At 67.7% G+C, this 17,730-nt stretch carries 14 protein-coding genes, 1 tRNA gene and 1 pseudogene; 7 read left to right on the forward strand and 9 right to left on the reverse strand.

Going from position 1 to position 17,730, the window contains the following annotated elements:
- Positions 1 to 21: 21 nt before the first annotated feature.
- The 5 genes from FHY18_RS02010 to FHY18_RS02030 all read right to left on the reverse strand — a co-directional run bounded on the left by FHY18_RS02010 (position 22) and on the right by FHY18_RS02030 (position 6,701).
- Positions 22 to 957, reverse strand: coding sequence for a DUF1684 domain-containing protein (locus FHY18_RS02010; protein ID WP_259152458.1), 936 nt, complete (start codon positions 955 to 957; stop codon positions 22 to 24).
- Positions 957 to 2,828 (reverse strand): DNA mismatch repair endonuclease MutL, encoded by a 1,872-nt coding sequence (gene mutL, locus FHY18_RS02015; RefSeq protein WP_259150653.1) that lies wholly within the window; start codon positions 2,826 to 2,828, stop codon positions 957 to 959. Before mutL ends, FHY18_RS02010 begins: the two co-directional genes overlap by 1 nt.
- 138 nt (positions 2,829 to 2,966) lie before the next feature.
- On the reverse strand, positions 2,967 to 4,646 hold the full coding sequence (locus FHY18_RS02020; RefSeq protein ID WP_259150654.1) for an N-acetylmuramoyl-L-alanine amidase: 1,680 nt from the start codon (positions 4,644 to 4,646) through the stop codon (positions 2,967 to 2,969).
- Positions 4,647 to 4,716: 70 nt separating this feature from the next.
- On the reverse strand, positions 4,717 to 5,217 hold the full coding sequence (gene tsaE / locus FHY18_RS02025; protein WP_259150655.1) for a tRNA (adenosine(37)-N6)-threonylcarbamoyltransferase complex ATPase subunit type 1 TsaE: 501 nt from the start codon (positions 5,215 to 5,217) through the stop codon (positions 4,717 to 4,719).
- Positions 5,214 to 6,701 carry an NAD(P)H-hydrate dehydratase gene (locus FHY18_RS02030; RefSeq protein ID WP_259150656.1) on the reverse strand — a complete coding sequence of 496 codons (1,488 nt, stop codon included), beginning with the start codon at positions 6,699 to 6,701 and terminating at the stop codon, positions 5,214 to 5,216. Before FHY18_RS02030 ends, tsaE begins: the two co-directional genes overlap by 4 nt.
- Before the next feature lie 24 nt (positions 6,702 to 6,725).
- Here FHY18_RS02030 and queG point away from each other — a divergent pair, with 24 nt between their 5' ends.
- On the forward strand, positions 6,726 to 7,793 hold the full coding sequence (gene queG, locus FHY18_RS02035; protein WP_259150657.1) for a tRNA epoxyqueuosine(34) reductase QueG: 1,068 nt from the start codon (positions 6,726 to 6,728) through the stop codon (positions 7,791 to 7,793).
- 54 nt (positions 7,794 to 7,847) lie between these two features.
- Positions 7,848 to 9,185: an exodeoxyribonuclease VII large subunit gene (gene xseA / locus FHY18_RS02040; protein ID WP_259150658.1), complete on the forward strand. Its 1,338-nt coding sequence runs from the start codon at positions 7,848 to 7,850 to the stop codon at positions 9,183 to 9,185.
- A 483-nt stretch (positions 9,186 to 9,668) separates the two neighbouring features.
- On the opposite strand, the gene FHY18_RS02045 is transcribed toward xseA, so the two are convergent.
- Together FHY18_RS02045 and FHY18_RS02050 are read right to left on the reverse strand one after the other, a co-directional pair.
- Positions 9,669 to 10,922: a virulence factor gene (locus FHY18_RS02045; protein ID WP_259150659.1), complete on the reverse strand. Its 1,254-nt coding sequence runs from the start codon at positions 10,920 to 10,922 to the stop codon at positions 9,669 to 9,671.
- A 140-nt stretch (positions 10,923 to 11,062) separates the two neighbouring features.
- Complete coding sequence (locus FHY18_RS02050) at positions 11,063 to 12,928, reverse strand: SUMF1/EgtB/PvdO family nonheme iron enzyme (RefSeq protein ID WP_326521191.1); 1,866 nt, start codon at positions 12,926 to 12,928, stop codon at positions 11,063 to 11,065.
- 93 nt (positions 12,929 to 13,021) lie between these two features.
- Between FHY18_RS02050 and rnd the strand changes: the two genes are divergently transcribed.
- On the forward strand, positions 13,022 to 14,116 hold the full coding sequence (gene rnd, locus FHY18_RS02055; RefSeq protein WP_259150664.1) for a ribonuclease D: 1,095 nt from the start codon (positions 13,022 to 13,024) through the stop codon (positions 14,114 to 14,116).
- A gap of 95 nt (positions 14,117 to 14,211) precedes the next feature.
- Here rnd and FHY18_RS02060 read toward each other — a convergent pair.
- Positions 14,212 to 14,376: pseudogene (locus FHY18_RS02060) on the reverse strand (DNA polymerase LigD); the annotation flags it as partial.
- Positions 14,377 to 14,708: 332 nt separating this feature from the next.
- Here FHY18_RS02060 and FHY18_RS02065 point away from each other — a divergent pair.
- From FHY18_RS02065 to FHY18_RS02080, 4 genes are all read left to right on the forward strand, one after another.
- Positions 14,709 to 15,110, forward strand: a complete 402-nt coding sequence (locus tag FHY18_RS02065) for an H-NS family nucleoid-associated regulatory protein (RefSeq protein WP_259150665.1) — start codon at positions 14,709 to 14,711, stop codon at positions 15,108 to 15,110.
- Positions 15,111 to 15,196: 86 nt separating this feature from the next.
- Positions 15,197 to 15,272, forward strand: a tRNA-Ala gene (locus tag FHY18_RS02070).
- 152 nt (positions 15,273 to 15,424) lie between these two features.
- Positions 15,425 to 15,601 carry a hypothetical protein gene (locus tag FHY18_RS02075; protein ID WP_259150666.1) on the forward strand — a complete coding sequence of 59 codons (177 nt, stop codon included), beginning with the start codon at positions 15,425 to 15,427 and terminating at the stop codon, positions 15,599 to 15,601.
- A 202-nt stretch (positions 15,602 to 15,803) separates the two neighbouring features.
- Positions 15,804 to 16,889, forward strand: coding sequence for a diguanylate cyclase (locus FHY18_RS02080; RefSeq protein WP_259150670.1), 1,086 nt, complete (start codon positions 15,804 to 15,806; stop codon positions 16,887 to 16,889).
- Positions 16,890 to 17,217: 328 nt separating this feature from the next.
- Here FHY18_RS02080 and FHY18_RS02085 read toward each other — a convergent pair whose 3' ends face one another.
- On the reverse strand, positions 17,218 to 17,727 hold the full coding sequence (locus FHY18_RS02085) for a chemotaxis protein CheW (RefSeq protein ID WP_259150672.1): 510 nt from the start codon (positions 17,725 to 17,727) through the stop codon (positions 17,218 to 17,220).
- Positions 17,728 to 17,730 lie beyond the last annotated feature (3 nt).

Below are 17,730 nucleotides of genomic sequence, written 5' to 3' on the forward strand. Positions count from 1 at the left end.
CACCGGGTCCACCTCATCACGTCAGTGCGGCACCTTGTAGGTTTTCTCGCCGGCAGCAACCGCCAGATCGATCCGGTTTTCCGGCGGCGGCAACGGGCAGGTTGCAAAGGGGGTAAACGCGCAGGGCGGGTTGTAGGCGCGATTGAAGTCCACCACGACATGACCGGACGCATCCGGCACGTCCAGATCCAGGAAGCGCCCGGCCGGATAGCTGCCGTGCCCACTGGTGCGGTCGGCGAACACGACGAACGCCGGCCGCCCGGGTTCGCCGATCGTCTCCAGGCGATAGGTCTTGCCGTCGCGCTCGAATTCGACGGCGCCGGCATTGGATTGCTCGCTGCTGATGCCGACGATGTCCACGATCGGAATGGTCTTGCCGACATCGTTGGGGACGTAACGTGCGTCGATGCGCCAGGAGGGATCTGTCGGCCAGTACTCCAGCCCGGCGAACTGGCTGCGCGAGGGCGCGTCGGCATGCTTGACCCGCAGTGCGTAGCGGTCGCCGCGATGGATCAGGCTGAGCACGCCCTTGCCATCGTCGAAATGGATCAACGTAGGCTGCGGATCGCGATCGGACTGGAAGCGGATCCTGCCAGCCAGCGGCTTGCCACCCACGGTAAGCGCGGCGCCACGTTCGGGCACGAACCACACCGCCCCGCCCTCGCTGGACACCATGCCCATCTTCGGCGGCCCGACCGCAAGCTGGATGCCGCTATCGGCGCTACTGCCGATGTAATGCGCCTTCAGCGACAGCCAATGCAGACCGACCAGGCTGGTCCAGCCATCGGGGGCGCGCAGTTCGTTGATCCGGCTTTCGCGCCAGGCGGCATTGTCGGCCAGAAATGTCTTGTCCAAGGCAACCGGTGCGGCCGGTGGCGGCGCATCGCGCCCACATCCGGCCAGCGTCGCGACCACCAGCATGCCGAGCAGCCAGCCCTTCCCCATGTGCACCGCCATCACCGCCCCCTGAGAAACCAACGATCGATATCGCTCAGCGTAAACCGAGCCCAGGTGGGTCGGCCATGATTGCACTGACCCGAGCGCTCGGTGGCTTCCATATCGCGCAGCAAGGCGTTCATTTCCGGCACGGTGAGGCGACGGTTGGCGCGCACCGCGCCGTGGCAGGCCATGGTCGACAGCAGTTCGTCGCGCGCGCTGGCGATGCGGCGGCTCTGGCCGTGCTCGCGCAGGTCGCCAAGCACATCGCGCAGCAACGCCTCCGGCTCGGCATTGGCCAGCAAGGCCGGAATACTGCGGACGTGCAGCGATTGCGGGCCGGCGCGGGTGATCTCGAAGCCCAGGCTCGCCAGCGTCTCGGCTTCGCGTTCGGCGGTGTCGGCCTCGCGTTCGCCCACTGCCAGCGTCATCGGCACCAGCAACGGCTGCGCATGCAGGCCGATGCTGTCGTGCGCGTTCTTGAGCCGTTCGTAGCCGATGCGTTCGTGCGCGGCATGCATGTCCACCACGATCAGGCCTTCGGCGTTCTCGGACAGGATGTAGATGCCGTGCAATTGCGCCACCGCATAGCCCAGTGGCGGCACGCCGCTGTCTTCGGCCGTCGCTGGCAAACCGGCCCCGGAAAACTGCGGCACGCTGGCGGACTGCTGCGCATGGCCCGACGGCGGCGCATACAACGCGCTATAGGCTGCGCGCGCTTCGTCCACACGCAGGCCCAATGGCGTCTGCGAGGGCGTCCAGTTGGCGTAGCTGCCCAAGCCGCCGCCACTGCCGGATGCGCCGGCATGGGTTGCGGAACCGCCGCCAACGAGGTTGCCCATTCCGCCAGCGGCCGCGTAGCCGGCGCCATCGCTGCCGATGCTGTTGGGCGTGGCGCCGGCGCGCGTCTGTGCCAGCGCATCCTGCAAGGTGCGATAGACGAAGTCGTGAATCAGCCGCGCTTCGCGGAAACGCACCTCGTGCTTGGCCGGGTGCACGTTGACGTCCACGCGCGCCGGGTCCAGCTCGAGAAACAGCACGTACGCAGGCTGGCGGCCATGGAACAGCACGTCGCCGTAGGCCATCTTGACCGCATGCGCCACGCTGCGATCACGCACCGAGCGGCCGTTGACGTAGAGATATTGCTGGTCGGTACTGGCCCGCGAGTAATGCGGTTGCGCGACCCAGCCATGCAGCCGCAGGCCGGCGCCGCTGTGATCCACACGCAAGGCCTGCCGCGCGAAGTCCTCGCCCAAGGTTTCGCCCAGCCGCGCATCCGAATACAGATCGCCTGGCTTGTAGCGGCGCGACGGTTTGCCGTTGTGCGCCACGCGCAATTCCACATCCGGGCGCGCCAATGCCAACGAGCGCAGCCACTCTTCGATATGCCCGAGCTCGGTACGCTCGGCACGCAGAAACTTGCGCCGTGCCGGCACGTTGAAGAACAACTCGCGCACTTCCACCGTGGTACCGGGCGCATGCGCGTGCGGTGTCACCTCGCCAAGCCGCCCGCCTTCGATCTGCAGCGCCGAGCCGTGTTCGGCATCGTGCCGGCGCGAGATCAGCGTAAAGCGGCTGACCGAGGCGATCGAAGGCAAGGCTTCGCCGCGGAAGCCGAGCGTGGCGACAGTTTCCAGATCGTCCAGCGAGGCGATCTTGCTGGTGGCATGCCGCGACACCGCCAACGGCAGCTCATCGGGCGTAATGCCACCGCCGTTGTCGCGGATGCGGATCAGGCGCACGCCCCCCTCTTCCAGATCGATGTCCACGCGGGTGGCACCGGCATCGAGGGCGTTTTCGACCAATTCCTTGACCACCGACGCGGGACGCTCGACCACTTCGCCGGCAGCGATCTGGTTGATCAGGATCTCGGGCAACTGACGGATCGCCATCAGCGCGCGCTTGAGCGCTGGCAGCGCAAAACAGGGTGGATGTCGGGGGTGGCAGGCAAGACGAACGTCGGCACGGCAATCCGGCGGCGCGCAGGCGCCGTCGCTCAGGGAATCAGTACGGAATGATAGCCGAGCGGGTCAGCGACTGCCGCCGGCCACGGTGCCGACGGCATCGGCCTCGGCCTGCGCGCGCGCGGCGAACAAGGTGCCCGGCGGCGGCTGACGGGTGAAGAAGGTATCGATGCCATCCAGCACGGCGGCGGCGATCTTGCGCTGGTAGGCCGGGTCGATCAGGCGGCGTTCTTCATCCGGGTTGGAGATGAAGGCGGTTTCGACCAGCATCGCCGGCATGTCGGAGGTGCGCAGCACTGCGAAATTGGCGCGTTCCAGCTGCGGCTTGTGATTGTTGCCGATGCGCTTGAGGCCACCGAGCACATGGCCGGCGGCATCCTCGGAGGCCTTCATGTGGCCGCTCTGCGCCAGGTCCAGCAGCACATTGGCCAGCGTGCTTTCGGTCTGTTGCAGACGCACGCCACCGACCAGGTCGGCGGCGTTTTCCTTATCGGCCAACCAGCGCGCGCGTTGCGATGAGGCGCCCTTGGTCGACAGCACGTAGACCGACGAACCGGTCGCACTGCGATTTTCTGCAGCATCGGCATGGATGGAAATGAAGATGTCGGCCTTCGCAGCCCGCGCCTTTTGCGCGCGCATCGGTAATGGAATGAACACGTCGGTGTCGCGGGTCAGGTACGCCTTCATACCGGGCGTGGCGTTGATCTGGCGTGCCAGTTCGCGGCCGACCGCCAGGGTCACGTCTTTTTCGCGCTTGCCGGTCGGGCCCATCGCACCCGGATCCTGGCCGCCGTGGCCGGGATCGATGGCGACGATCAACGGCCGCATGCCCGGCGCCATCTTGACGCGCGATGCCTCGCTGGGCAGCACCGGGCGCGGTGGCAGATCGTCGTTTGCAACGGCGCCGGGCGCAGTACCGGAGACCACGGCGCCGGCGCCGGCAACTGCCATCGGCGTGCTGCCGCCATTCAAAATTGCAGCGGCGGATGCACCGCCTGCGGACGTTGCACCGGCCGCAGGCGTGGCGGGATTCATGGCGACCCGATTGGCTGGATTGCCGACCGCAGCCGCCTGCGTGGCAGCAGCGGGCGTTCCCGGGCGCGGCGTCGGCACACCGGTGGCAACCGTGGTTGGCACGGCTGCGGGCGTGACCGTCGGCATCGCCGCCGCAGGCACGACGGCCGGCGCTGACGGCGGCGGCGGTGTTGACGGCACGGACAAGGCACGTTGCGCTGACGCGGCCAGGGCAGCGGTTGCACGCGCGGCCTCGGCCTGTGCGTTGAGCGGACGTGGCGGCGGCAGTGCGGCAGGCGTACTGGCCGCAACGGAAGTGGCAGCCGCAGGCGCCGGATCGCCCGGCCACTCGATCACAAGGGTCGAAGCACTGCCCAGCGTCTGCATCTGCGGCTTGAGCGCGGTCACCGGGCTTGCCAGCTCGAACACCACCCGGAACGTGCCCGGCACCGGCTGCCCGGTGCGCACCGAGGTGACCAGGCCGTTGGCCGGCGGCAACTTCAAGCCACGTGCGGCTGCCGACTCCGGGAAATCCACCACCAAGCGATTGGGGTTGGCCAGTGACAGCGTCTTGAACCCGCCGCTGCCGGCCAGCTGGATTTCTGCACGCGTGCCGGTGGCGCCGGTACTGACGCCGACGCTCTTGATCTCGCCGGCCCACGCAGCAAAAACCGCCAGGCTGAGGCTGGCGGTCAGGGCGTAAGCGCAGAAGTGTCGGATCCCCGGTGTCATGGCGCTGGATTCAATCATCCAACTGCGTGAATTGCAAGGTGATTTCCCTTAATAATCCGTAACCTGGCGTTCATTCTTCTTGTCCGCTGACAAAAAAGGGCTGCAACTCGGCCTGTTGGGCCGCGGCATGCAGCCAGTCGCGTCCGGCAGGGCTGCGAGCCAGCAGCCTTACGCTGCGCCCATCGCCATCCACGGCCAGTTCCACATCCAGATCCACTGGCGGCAGGATGCCTGCGCCGCGCTCCGGCCATTCGACCAGCCACAAACTGGCACTACCCTCGTCCAGGCCTAGGAAATCCAGCTCGCCGGCATTGCCGATGCGGTACAGATCCAGATGCCAGGCTTCGTCGCCGCTGCTCAGCGGATAACGCTCGACCAGGGTGTAGGTCGGGCTGCGGATCGGGCCGGTGACGCCAAGCGCACGCAGTAACGCGCGCGCAAGCGTGGATTTGCCCGCGCCCAGGTCGCCATGCAGCTGGACCATGGCCGTGGCGGGCCGCACCGCTGCCAGGGCGCGGCCTAGCGTTTCGGTCGCCTCGGCGTCGGCCAGATGTGCATCGAGCTGATTCATGCGTCGGCTCCGGCATTGGCGAGGCGACGCAGCTGCGGCAGCAGATCGGTAGGCAACAGGCCGCGCTCGCCATCGCGCGCGGCCGCATCGCCGGCACAGCCGTGCAGCAACGCGCCAAGGCTGGCGGCATCGAAGGCCGACCAACCCTGCCCCAGCAATGCGGCGATCACCCCGGTCAGCAGGTCGCCCATGCCGCCGACGGCCATGCCGGGGTTGCCGGCGTCGATGATGCGCGGGACCACATGCGGGGCAGCCACTACCGTGCCGGCCCCTTTGAGCACCACCACCGCATCGAAGCGCTGGGCCAGCGCGGCAGCAGCGGCCAGGCGATCGCGCTGCACCTGCGCGGTGGGCAGTCCCAGCAGCCGCCCTGCTTCGCCGGGATGCGGTGTCAGTACCCGCGGGCCGCGCCGTGGTGCGGCGGTGGCCGCCAGCAGATTGAGGCCATCGGCATCGATGACCAAGGCGCTGTCCGACCCCAGCACGCCCTGCCACAACGCCCGTGCCCAGTCGTCCTGGCCCAGGCCCGGCCCAAGCGCAACGACATCGGCGGCTCCGGCCAGTGCGGCGATGTCGTCGTCGGCCTGCGTGGCGCGCACCATGGCTTCGGGGCAGCGCGCCAGCAGCGGGGCGACATGTTCGGCGCGGGTGGCGACCTGCACCAGCCCGGCGCCGCTGCGCAAGGCGGCTTCGGCGGTCAGCATGATCGCGCCGCCGCTGCCGAGATTGCCGCCCACGCACAGTACCCGCCCCGATTCGCCCTTGTGCGTATTGCGCCGGCGCGGCCGCAACTGCGCGGCCAATGCATCGATGCCCCAACCGTGTGCGGCCGGCTGTAGCCCATCGAAGGCGGAGGCCGGCACGTCCAGCGAGGCAATGCCGCGTTCGCCCGCATGGTCCAGTGCGTCGCCGGTATACAGGCCAATGTGCGGCACGATGAACTGCAAGGTGCTATGCGCGCGCACCGCGGTCCCGAACGCCACGCCGTGGTCGGCATCGATCCCGCTGGGCACATCCAGCGCCAGCACCGGGGCGCCTGCCGCGTTGATGGCCTCGATCAACGCGGCAGTCTGCGCATCCGGGGCGCGGTTCAGGCCGATGCCGAACAGCGCATCGACGACGACATCGGCCTGCGCCAGCGCGTATGGAAACAGCTCGATCGCACCGCCAACCGCCAGATAGTCGGTGCAGGCGCGCTGGGACAGCGCCGAGGCCGGGCCGTACTCGGGCAGATGCACCACGCACACTCGGCGCCCGGCCCGCTGCGCCAGCCGCGCAAGCACGTAGCCATCGCCGCCGTTGTTGCCGGTGCCGCACACCACCACGATGCGGCGCGCCTGCGGCCAGCGTTCCAGCAACCATTGCCAGGCCGCCTGCCCGGCGCGTTGCATCAAGGTGTAGCCATCGCCACCCAGCAGCGTGGTGGCCTGCGCATCGAGCGTGCGCGCGGCAGCGGTGTCGTAAAGAGCGAGCGGTGCGTACATGTCGGGAATTCTATACTTGCCGCCATGTCTGCCGCCGTCACCCGCCCCGACCCCACCGACGCTGCCGCGCGCATCCGTGCGCTTGCACGCGAAGCGGGCTTTCAACGCTGCGGCATCACCGGCATCGAGCTGGGCGAAGACGAGGCGCACCTGCGCAGCTGGCTGGAAGAAGGCCTGTACGGAACGATGCACTGGATGGCCCAGCACGGCGACAAGCGCTCCCGTCCGCAGGAACTGGTGCCGGGCACCTTGCGGGTGTTGTCGGTGGGCATGGATTACGGCCGCAAGGACGACAGCGAGGCCTGGACGACCTTGCACGATGGCACCCGTGCTTACGTGGCGCGTTATGCACTGGGCCGCGATTACCACAAGTTGATGCGCAACCGGCTGCAGAAACTGGCCGAGCGCATCCAGGGCGAGATCGGTGCGTTCGGCTACCGCGTGTTCGTCGATTCCGCTCCGGTGCTGGAGCGCGCGCTGGCGCGCAACGCGGGGCTGGGCTGGATCGGCAAACACACTTGCCTGATCGACCGCAATGGCGGGTCTTGGTTCTTTCTGGGCGAGATCTACCTCGATCTGCCATTGCCCATCGACACGCCCGCCACCGCGCACTGCGGCACCTGCACGCGCTGTATCGACATCTGTCCGACCCAGGCCATCATTGCGCCGTATCGGCTGGATGCGCGCCGCTGCATCGCCTATCTCACCATCGAGCACGATGGCCCGATTCCCGAAGACATGCGCAAGCCGATCGGCAACCGCATCTTCGGCTGCGACGACTGTCAGCTGATCTGCCCGTGGAACAAGTTCGCCCAGCGCACCGACGAGGCCGACTTCCGCGCCCGCAACGAGTTGGATGTGGCGACGCTGCCGCAGCTGTTTGCCTGGGACGAAGCCGAGTTCCTGCGCCGTACCGAAGGCAGCCCGATCCGCCGCAGCGGCCACGCGCGCTGGCTGCGTAACATCGCCGTGGGCATGGGCAATGCGCCAGGTACGCCGGAGGTATTGGCGGCACTGGAAGCGCGTCGCCACGATGCCTCCGAGCTGGTGCGCGAACACGTGGGCTGGGCACTGGCACAGCACGGTCTTTGACGCACAGACCAATGTGCTCACCCATGGCGTGCGCCACTACGGGATAATGCCGCGATGGCCGACCGCAACCAACAGATCCTCACTCCCAGCCAGCTCAATACGCTGGCGCGCGACCTGCTGGAAGGAAGCTTCCCGCTGGTGTGGGTGGAAGCCGAACTGAGCAGCGTCACCCGCCCGTCCTCGGGCCATCTGTATTTCACGCTCAAGGATGCGCGCGCGCAGATCCGCTGCGCGATGTTCAAGCCCAAGAGCACCTGGTTGAAGTTTCAACCGCGCGAAGGCCTGCGCGTGCTCGCACGCGGCCGTTTGACCCTGTACGAGGCACGCGGCGACTACCAGCTGGTGCTCGACCATATGGAGGAAGCCGGCGAAGGCGCGTTACGGCGGGCCTTCGACGAACTGCGCGCGCGGCTTGCGGCAGAAGGCCTGTTCGATGCCGAGCGCAAGCAGCCCTTGCCTGCCCACGTGCGGCGGCTGGCGGTGATCACCTCGCCCAGCGGCGCAGCGGTGCGCGACGTACTCAGCGTGCTGGCGCGGCGCTTTCCGCTGCTGGAAGTGGATCTGTTGCCGTCGCTGGTGCAAGGCGACAGTGCAGCAGCGCAAGTCACCTCGCTGCTGCAGCGCGCCGATGCCTCCGGGCGTTACGACGTCATCCTGATCACCCGTGGCGGCGGCTCGCTGGAGGATCTGTGGGCGTTCAACGACGAACGCCTGGCGCGTGCGATTGCCGCCGCGCAGACGCCGGTGGTGTCGGCGGTCGGTCACGAGACCGACTTCAGCCTCAGCGATTTTGTCGCCGACGTGCGTGCACCGACGCCGTCGGTGGCGGCCGAATTGCTGGTGCCCGACCAGCGCGAACTGGTGGCACGGGTGCGGCGCGCACACGCGCGCATCGCCCAGCTGCAGCAACATGCCTTGGGCAATGCGATGCAACGCGCCGACCGGCTGGCATTGCGCTTGCGTGCACATAGCCCGCAGGCGCGCTTGCAGCTGCTGCAGCGCCGCCAGGAAGAGGCCGGCCGGCAGTTGCGAGCGCGCATGACCCAGCTGCTGGAACGTCTGCAGGCCCGCGTACAACGCGGGCAGACGCACCTGCAGGCGCACAACCCGCAACGCAATCTGGCCAGTTTGCAGCAGCGGCTGCGCGCATTGCACCCGCAGGCGGCCATGCAACGGCGGCTGCAGCACGATCAACTGCGATTGCGCGGGCTGGCGCGCTCGCTGGAAGCGGTCAGCCCGCTCGCCACCGTGGCGCGCGGTTACGCCATCGTGACCCGCTCCGCCGATGGCGGCGTGGTGCGCAGCGCCGCCGACGTGACGCCGGGCGAGCGCCTGCGTGCGCAACTGGCCGATGGCAGCATCCAGGTGCGCGTCGAACGCGGCGATGACTGAGAGCGGCTGAAAAACCTAGCGAGCGCTTGCCTGTCAGTGAGTGCAGCGGTTTTGTCGGCCGCGCCTTGGTGGATGCAGTCAGACGTGCAGGTCAACCGCTGAGTGAGTCGAATGCGCGGTGCCCTCACCGCTTGCAGGACACGCCGTGAATCCGTCAATGGAGGCTCGATGGCGGCATCCATGCCGCCATCGGTCCCGCAAGCGGCGAGGACACCGCACCAGAGAGTGAGTCGGTTGCTTTGTTGAAAACATGCACACCGACACACTCGACTGGTCCTTGCCCGCCCACCGTCGCGGGACTTAAGCGGCATGGATGCCGCGCTAGAGCTTGCAAGGACGTACTTGCAGCGTGTCCCGCGAGGGTGGGCGGGCAAGGGCCCTGCAGCAAACTCGCAGATCAGCTGCTCCGCAACTGATGTATCCAAGGTGTTCGATCACTCCACCTGTCAACTCGCTCGTGTGCCGTTGGCATCGCGTCGCCCCTCACCCCCGGCTGGGCCTGGGCGTCTGCACCGCACGCTGCCAGCCCTGCATCAGCACGCCGGCCAGCACCACCGGATCGTGATCGAAGTGATGCCCACCGGGCCGCATCACGACGTCCACGCCGCGCGTACGCAGCTCCGGGCACAGCGTGTCTTTTTCTTCGCTGCCGTAGATGCACTGCAGACGCTGCGCATCCAGCGACTGGATCGCAGGCTCGACATCGCGCTCGGCATCGTTGTGCCAGCCCAGCCAGCCGCCGACACGGACCTTGAAGTCGGCCTGGTGGGCAAGCCCCAGCAGGCTGACGAACTGCACCGAGGCGCGCCGCTGAGGCGAGATTTCCGGATAGGCGAACGGCAGCACGTCGGCGCCGAACGAGTAACCGACCAGCGCCACGTGCTGGATATGCCAGCGTTGCTGGTAGGTGGCGATCACCCGGTCCAGATCCGCGCCGACCTGCTGCGGGGTACGGCTGGCCCAGAAGTAGCGCAGGCTGTTCCAGCCCACGACGGACACGCCCTGCTGCTGCAACTGCGCGGCAATGCCCTTGTCCAGCTCGCGCCAGCCGCCATCGCCGGACAGCATCACCACCAGCCTGTCGCTGCCGGGTGCGTGCATTTCGACCAGCGGCAGATCGCCAAGACCCTGCGCCTGCGCTGCCTGGAAATGGCCGCGCGTGGCTGCAGCAATCTGCACCGGGCTGGCATCGTCGACCAGATCGTCCAGGAAGCCCTGGTTGGCATCGGGCATATCGCGCGAACAGGCCAGGCCCGCATCCTTGGTGCCGGCGTCGGCCACCACCGCGCCGCCGAGCACGTCCGGCGCCGCAGACGCCAGAGCCTGACGCGCCAGCACGGCGCCATCGCCCTGCCCCACCAGCACCGGCGGCAGGAACGCATCCACGTGTTCGGCACGCAGCACTTTCTTGCCCAGCCGCTCGGCGTCGTCGGCCAGCGAGCTGCACGCGGCGCGGTGCGAGCGCACGCGTTCGCGGTAGCTGGCGGTATCGATCACTGCCACCAGCGCGCCGTCGTTGCTCAGCATGTCGGCAAGCTGCTGCGCCTGCTGCGGATGGCCGCTATCGGGCAACAGCACCACCATCGCCTTGGGTGCGCCTTCCGGACGGACCACTTCCACCGAACGGTAATGCCCGGCGATGTTGCCGTCCTGCATATGCCGCGCCACGGCGAAACCGCTGCCGCCGATCAGCAGGATTGCCACGACCCAACGAAACAGTTTGATCCCCATGCCCATCGCAGCAGTCCTTCAGAAGCGCTGGCGCTTCGACCTCGGTCCGCGCCAACGGTTCCGGCCTGGAGCAGGCGAGTGTTCGCTGCGGTTAAGCCATGCGACCCGGCGCCACTCCCGCGCCACATTCCCCGCACCCCGCGCGCCTAGATCCCTCGTGCCAGCCGGAAGCCGATGCGCGCACTGGTGGTATCGGAGTCCTGCGATTGCCGCCAGGCCGCCCGCGTCTGCTGCGGCGAATTGGCCCAGCTGCCGCCGCGGATCATGCGCTGCCGGCAGCCGGGGTTGAACCACGCCGCACCGTCGGCCGGCGCGCGACGGTAGCTGGCATGCCAGCAGTCGGCCACCCACTCGCTCAGGTTGCCGCCCATGTCGTGCAGGCCCCAGGCGTTGGCGCGGAAGCTGCCGACCGGCGCCGGGCCCCAGAAGCCGTCGCCGTAGCCGACAAAGCCGTTATTCCAGTGCCGGCCGCTGCGCGAGACATCGTTGCCGCCGGTGAAGTTGCCCGCATCCAGCGGCGGCGAGCCGGCATTGCCCCAGGGATAGCGCCCGGTGGTGCCGGCGCGCACCGCGTACTCGAACTCGGCCTCGCTGGGCACGTGGTAATGACGTCCGGTCTGTTCGGACAGCCATGACGCATAGGCTTCGGCGTCGCGGATGCTGACATGCATGACCGGGCTGTTGGGCGCGGCCTGCGCGCCGTTGTAGTCGGACTGCCAGTCCACGCCGCTGCGGCGGATGAAATTGCCGCTGCGCTCGTCGTACACCACTGAATGGCCGCGCCGGGTGGCGCGAGGACGCGCGCCGGTGGCTTCGACGAATTGACGGAACTCGGCCACCGTCACCTCGGTGATCGAGAGCGCGAAGCCGCGCGCAAAGCGCACGTAGTGCGCCGGGCGCTCGTTGTCGGATGCGCCCGGCTCGGCATCGCCCGCCCCCATCTGGAACGCGCCATGCGGCACCACGATCATCTGCGGCCCGCGGCCACCGACCTTGAGCCCGTCGGTGAAGACCTGTCCGGGGCGGAAGCTGCCGTAGTGGGTGGCCAATTCCAGGCGACGCCGCAGATCGCCGGCCATCGGGTCGCCGGGGTCGGCAATGCGCAGCACTTCGGCGAGTTTCTCGCCGGCGGCCTTGAGCCCGCGCGGCGAGGTCAGATCGTGCAGCCCGGCATCGTGCAAGGCCGCGATCTGCCCGCGCCGGGTGCGCTCGATGCGCGCGCGTGCGTCGGCGATGGTGGGCGCGCGGTCGCGCACCTGCCCGGCCATCTGCAACCAGTACCGTGCGCCGATGAAATCGGCGGCGTCGGCAGCCAGTTCGGCACGTTCCAGCAGGCTGCTTTCCACGGCGGCCAGTCCCTGGCGTGTGCGTGGGTTGTCCGGGTCCAGCTGCGCGGCATCGCGAAAATTCGCCAGCGCGCCATTGCCGTCTTCGCCCAGGCGACCACCGCGCAGGTCTTCTTCACCGGCGCGATTGAAACCGAGCACGCGTTGCGCAGTTTCCACCTCGCTCTGCAAGGCGCGTACCTTCGGGTCCTTGGGTGCGAGCGCCAGGGCCACGATGGCGAGCTCGCGCGCCTGTTCGAGCGCATCGTCCTGCCGATCGGTCTGTGCAACCAGCGCCCGGCCGCGTTCGATCAAGCGCGCGCGTGCCTGTTCCAGGCCGCGCCGACTGGCCGCATCCTTGCCGCCGCTGCGTTGTTCGATTGCCAGGTACAACGGGATCGCATCGTCCGCATCGCGATACAGGCGGTCGTCCTGCAAGGCCTGGTCGGCGCGCTTGCGTGCCTGCGCCACTGGCTCCTCGCCCAGATCCACCGTCGGCGGTTGCCACTGCGCGACCGTCTCGGCGGATTCTTCGCCACCGATGGACACATTCGGCTTGCTCGCTTGCGCGGGCGCTACCGGCTGTCGCGCAGCGGCAGGCGCCGGCGCGGGGGCACGCGAACAGGCGCATATGCTCAGCACGACCAATGCCCACGCCGCGATCCGGTTGCCGCACTTGCCCACCACCTGCTCCTTCCAGTGCTCTGCCGCACGACAGGCGATCGCGACGTTAGGCTATTCTGCGCGTTCTGCGCAAACCTCGCTGTCGACGGAAATCACGTGCCCCATTGGATCACCCACCCCTCCGAGCTGAGCGAACGCCTGCAGGCATCGCGTCCGTCCCGCATTGGCCTGGATACCGAGTTCATTCGCGAACGCACCTACTGGCCGCAACTGGCGCTGGTGCAAATGGCCATCGGCGAGGAGATCCTGTTGATCGACCCGCTGATCCCGGGCATGAACGAAGCGCTCAAGGAGTGGTTGACCGCCACCGACATCGTCAAGGTGATGCATAGCGCCAGCGAGGACCTGGTCACCTTCAGGTGCGCATGCGGCGTCTTGCCGCGGCCGTTGTTCGACACCCAGATCGCTGCCGCGCTGGCCGGTATAGGCGGCGGCATGGGCTATCAGAAGCTGGTGCAGGAAGTGACCGGCACCTTGCTGAGCAAGGGCGAGACGCGCTCGGACTGGATGCGTCGCCCGCTGTCGGCATCGCAACTGGAATACGCCGCCGATGATGTGCGTTACCTGTTCGCGATTCACGACGAGCTCACCGCCCTCCTTACCCAACAGGATCGCCTGGGCTGGCTGGCCGAAGACGCCGAGCGCCTGCTCGCCACGGTCGAGCACGATGACGGCGAGCGCTGGCCGCATGTAAGCCTGCGCACTGCACAGTTTCTGGAGCCGGCGGCGCAACGTCGGCTGCTGCGGCTATTGCGCTGGCGCGACCTGCAGGCGCGTCAGAGCGACCGCCCGCGCAGCTGGATCCTGGACAACGAACTGGCCAGCCAGCTGGCGCGGTTTCCGCCGGCCGATCTGGACGCCCTGCTGCGCCAGTTCGACAAGTTTCCCAAGGCGCCACGCAAACTCGCCAATGCGGTGTGGGACGCGCTCAACACGCCGTTGCCCGACGAAGACACCGCACCGCTGGCGCAGGCCGCCACCGACGGCAACAAGGCCGTGCTCAGGCGCTTGCAGGATGCGGTGGCGCAGCGCAGCCGCGAGCTTGGCTTACCGGATGGTCTGCTCGCCTCGCGCCGGCATCTGGAAACCCTGATCGAGCAGCACAGCTGGCCCGCCGCACTGGGCCAGTGGCGTCGCCAGATGCTGGAAGCGCAGCTGATGCCGCTGCTGGCCGACACCACGGCGCCATAGGCCCCGCGTGAGGCGAACGCAGACGACAACAGCCCGCAGCGATGCGGGCTGTTCCCAGGTGCGGTGCGCTGCTGGCGACGCGTTCGGGTCAGTCCTTGTCTTGCCCAACGGGCCAGGTCTTGCTGAAGACGATCGATCCCTGCCCCCGGGCCCTTGCGCTGGCGCCGCGACTTCTCCGGCACATTGCGCAAGCTGAAGCCATCGGTACGGTGCAGCCTGGGTCATTCCGACCACGGCAGCGGCAATGCGACCGGCGCACCGTCCCCAGGTGTTCATCGCATGCGCCTTGCTCCGGAACCGCAGCGCATCGATTCCGTCGACAACAAAGCGATCACAGGCGCGTGGGCCGGTGCTCCACGTGTCCTCGCTCGTTGCGTGCTCCTGTATCTTCATGGCCGGGGTCGCTGGCCTGCGTGTAAGCTGGGCAGCGCCCGCAACGACAATGCGAAGGCGGCCGAGCAGCGCTTGTGAAAAGCGCTGTTCACGCCACGTGCAAGCACCAGCACACGCAGCGGTCTCCCCCGGGCCGCATGCCATAATGGCGCTCGCCCTAGGGCGGCGTCTCCACTCTTTATTCCGAGGCCATACCTCTGTGAGCAATACTTCTTCGAAACTGGATTCCATCGCGCAAGCCAAAGCCAAGCTGCTGGACGAGCTGCAGAAGCTGGAAGAACAGGAGAAAACCGAGCGCGCGAGCGAGGCATCCTCTGCGCATGCCACCATCGTGTCGCTGCTCGAGCAGTTTGCCGGCCATTTCAACACCAAGCAGCGCAACGATATCGCGTCCTACCTGGGCGCCACCTCTGCGCGCAAGGAAGTGGTCAAGAGCGGCCGTAGCGAAGTGAAGCCGAAGTACGAACTGCCGCACACCGGCGAGACCTGGTCCGGCCGTGGCCGTACCCCGAAGGCCTTCGCGGCCTGGGAAGGCTCGGTGTCGTACAAGGAATGGAAGGCCAAGAACCCGGACCTCAAGTTCCCGCTGGTGCGCGAGTAATTCCTGGCGCTGGTGCGTCGGTTGGCGCGGTCCGCTGCCGGCCGCATTGGCGAACCGCGCGGCATGTGGTTAGAATCCAAGCACGTGGGGCGGTAGCTCAGCTGGGAGAGCGTCGCGTTCGCATCGCGAAGGTCGAGGGTTCGATCCCCTTCCGCTCCACCACCGCATCGAACCAAAAGCCTCGGACATCCACGTCCGGGGCTCTTTCGTTTCTGCCGATGCAAGCCAGCCGGACGGCCGGGGTGCAGGCCATGCCGCCGGTATCACATCGCGCGCGCTAACGTCCGCCTCTCCATCACAGCGGACCCTTCGCCATGAGCAACCAACAGCGCCAACCCGACAATGCCGGCGACGACGCCAGCGGCGTTTCCGACAGCCAGGAATCGCGCAAGCAGGACGAGGCGGCCAAGCAGCGTCCGGGCCAGGAAGACCTGAAAGTGCATGACGAGCACAGCCGCCGCCCCAAGGGCAATGCCGGCCAGGGCGAATGACTGCCACGCCCGAGGCTGGCAGGACTGCGGCGTCGGAGTGGAATCGCCAGCGCTTACCGCCGCCTGCCGATGTGGCAAGATCTTCAAACGTCGGCCGCCGGGGGTAGCCGACGTTTCAACGGACGGTATGGCGCACGCGATGGCAGCGACCATTGATGCAGACATTTGATCGCCTTGACGGCGCTTGTTGCAAAGGCCTTGCATGCAGCTTCCAGACGCACCCGCGTTGCACCTGATCCACGCGACCTTGTTGCCGGGCGACGTTGGCGCCTTGCTGGGTGCGCGCGCACCGGCCAATGAAGACGAGCGCCTGGCCACGCTGCACGCCTACCGGCTGCTGGATACCGCGCCCGAGCCGCAGTACGACGCGCTGGCCGCCGATGCCGCTGCGCTATGCCGCACGCCGATGGCGCTGATCTCGCTGGTCGACACGCAGCGGCAGTGGTTCAAGTCCAGGATTGGGATGCAGCCGAGCGAGACGCCACGCACGCTGTCGTTCTGCGCCCACGCCATCCTTGCGCCCGATCAGCTGATGGAAGTGGCCGACACGCATCTGGATGCGCGCTTCGTCAACAACGCGCTGGTCACCGGCGAGCCGCAGATCCGCTTCTACGCCGGCGCCCCGTTGCTGACGTCCGATGGCATTGCGCTGGGTACCTTGTGCGTGCTCGATCGCACGCCGCGGCGGCTGTCCGGTGCCGAGCGCGAAGCGTTACGGGCACTGGCGCGGCAGGTAGTGGACACCATCGAATTACGGCGTGCGGCCGAGCTGGTTGAGCTGGATGGGTTGCGCGACACGCTCACCGGTCTCTGGAACCGTGCAGGGTTGGAGCATGGCCTGCAAACGCTGCAAGACCCATGCGCCGCAGGGTCGGAATGGTCGCTGGGCTGTTTGCTGATCGATCTGGATGGCTTCAAGCGGCACAAGCTGCAAGCCGGCGTTGCCGCAGCGGAAGCGACGCTGGTGCAGGCAGCAAGACTGGTCGAAGCGCAGCTGCCGCCTGTCGCCATCGTGGCGCGGCTCGACTGCGATCGGTTGTGCGTGGCGATGCCGGCTGCGGCAGCGCCTGCTGCCATGCAGGCTGCCGGAGACATCCGCCAGGCGGTCGAGACCGCACGCTGGCCCACCGGTACGCTGACCGTCAGCATCGGGGTGGTCGATGTGCCCGCCGGCGAGACGCTCGACAGCAACACCTTGCTGGCACGTGCACGGCATGCGCTGCAGGGCGCGATCTGCGCTGGACGCAATCGCGTGCAGCGGTTCAGCGGCTGGCATCTGCAAGGCTGATACCCGCTCGCGCTGCGCTGCTTGAACTAACCTTACTTCGTGCAGTGAGCAGCAGTGGGTGCACGCCAGGCACGCCGGACCGCCCACACACGCAGCTGCGTGACGCGTGCATCGACGCGCCCTCGGAGATCTGAGCCAGAGTGCCACCGTACGTCGCCAGTTGCGTGGGCGAAAAACGACGGGCGACCTGTTGCCTGCGTACGCTGCCCAACCGACGCGACCCGGTCACGGCTCAAGGCGACTCACGCTGCGCAGTCTGCTCCCTGCACGCTGACAGTCGCCTGCACGCTCAATCGACCGGCATGGCGCGCCATGACTCACGCGACCCTCAGGCAGCCAGCGCGTCGGCGTTGCCGGCAATCTCGTCCACCTGTAGCACCTGCTCCATCTCCAGCAGCACCACGAAGCGCTCGCCCACCTTGCCCATGCCACGCAGCAGGTCGCGGCGGATATGCGTGCCGAAGGCCGGCGCCGCTTCGATGTCCTGATCGGCCAGTTCGATCACCGCGTTGACCGCATCGACCAGCACCCCGATCACCTGCGGTCCCTGCGCCTGTTCGGTGGCCAGGATCACGATGCAGCTGCGCTTGTTGATGGCGCTGTCGGCACGCCCGAGCCGCGCCTGCAGGTCCACCACCGGCACCACTGCGCCGCGCAGGTTGATCACCCCGCGCACGCAGGCCGGCATCGATGGCACCGGCGTCGGGGCGCGGTACTGGATGATTTCGCGAATGCCAAGAATGCTGGTGGCGAAGGTTTCGCCGTCCAGCTGGAAGGTCAGGTACTGGGCCGCCGCATCGGCGTCGCCAGGCATCACATCGGGGGTCTGTGCAGTCATCGA

Origin of the sequence: Xanthomonas sp. 3793 (assembly GCF_024806835.1) — a bacterium.
Classification (GTDB): domain Bacteria; phylum Pseudomonadota; class Gammaproteobacteria; order Xanthomonadales; family Xanthomonadaceae; genus Xanthomonas; species Xanthomonas arboricola_F.

Coding starts and splice junctions, on each gene's coding strand:
- FHY18_RS02010 (WP_259152458.1), bottom strand. CDS start 957: ATGGCGGTGCACATGGGGAAGGGCTGGCTGCTCGGCATGCTGGTGGTC.
- mutL (WP_259150653.1), bottom strand. CDS start 2,828: ATGGCGATCCGTCAGTTGCCCGAGATCCTGATCAACCAGATCGCTGCC.
- FHY18_RS02020 (WP_259150654.1), bottom strand. CDS start 4,646: ATGACACCGGGGATCCGACACTTCTGCGCTTACGCCCTGACCGCCAGC.
- tsaE (WP_259150655.1), bottom strand. CDS start 5,217: ATGAATCAGCTCGATGCACATCTGGCCGACGCCGAGGCGACCGAAACG.
- FHY18_RS02030 (WP_259150656.1), bottom strand. CDS start 6,701: ATGTACGCACCGCTCGCTCTTTACGACACCGCTGCCGCGCGCACGCTC.
- queG (WP_259150657.1), top strand. CDS start 6,726: ATGTCTGCCGCCGTCACCCGCCCCGACCCCACCGACGCTGCCGCGCGC.
- xseA (WP_259150658.1), top strand. CDS start 7,848: ATGGCCGACCGCAACCAACAGATCCTCACTCCCAGCCAGCTCAATACG.
- FHY18_RS02045 (WP_259150659.1), bottom strand. CDS start 10,922: ATGGGCATGGGGATCAAACTGTTTCGTTGGGTCGTGGCAATCCTGCTG.
- FHY18_RS02075 (WP_259150666.1), top strand. CDS start 15,425: ATGAGCAACCAACAGCGCCAACCCGACAATGCCGGCGACGACGCCAGC.
- FHY18_RS02080 (WP_259150670.1), top strand. CDS start 15,804: ATGCAGCTTCCAGACGCACCCGCGTTGCACCTGATCCACGCGACCTTG.
- FHY18_RS02085 (WP_259150672.1), bottom strand. CDS start 17,727: ATGACTGCACAGACCCCCGATGTGATGCCTGGCGACGCCGATGCGGCG.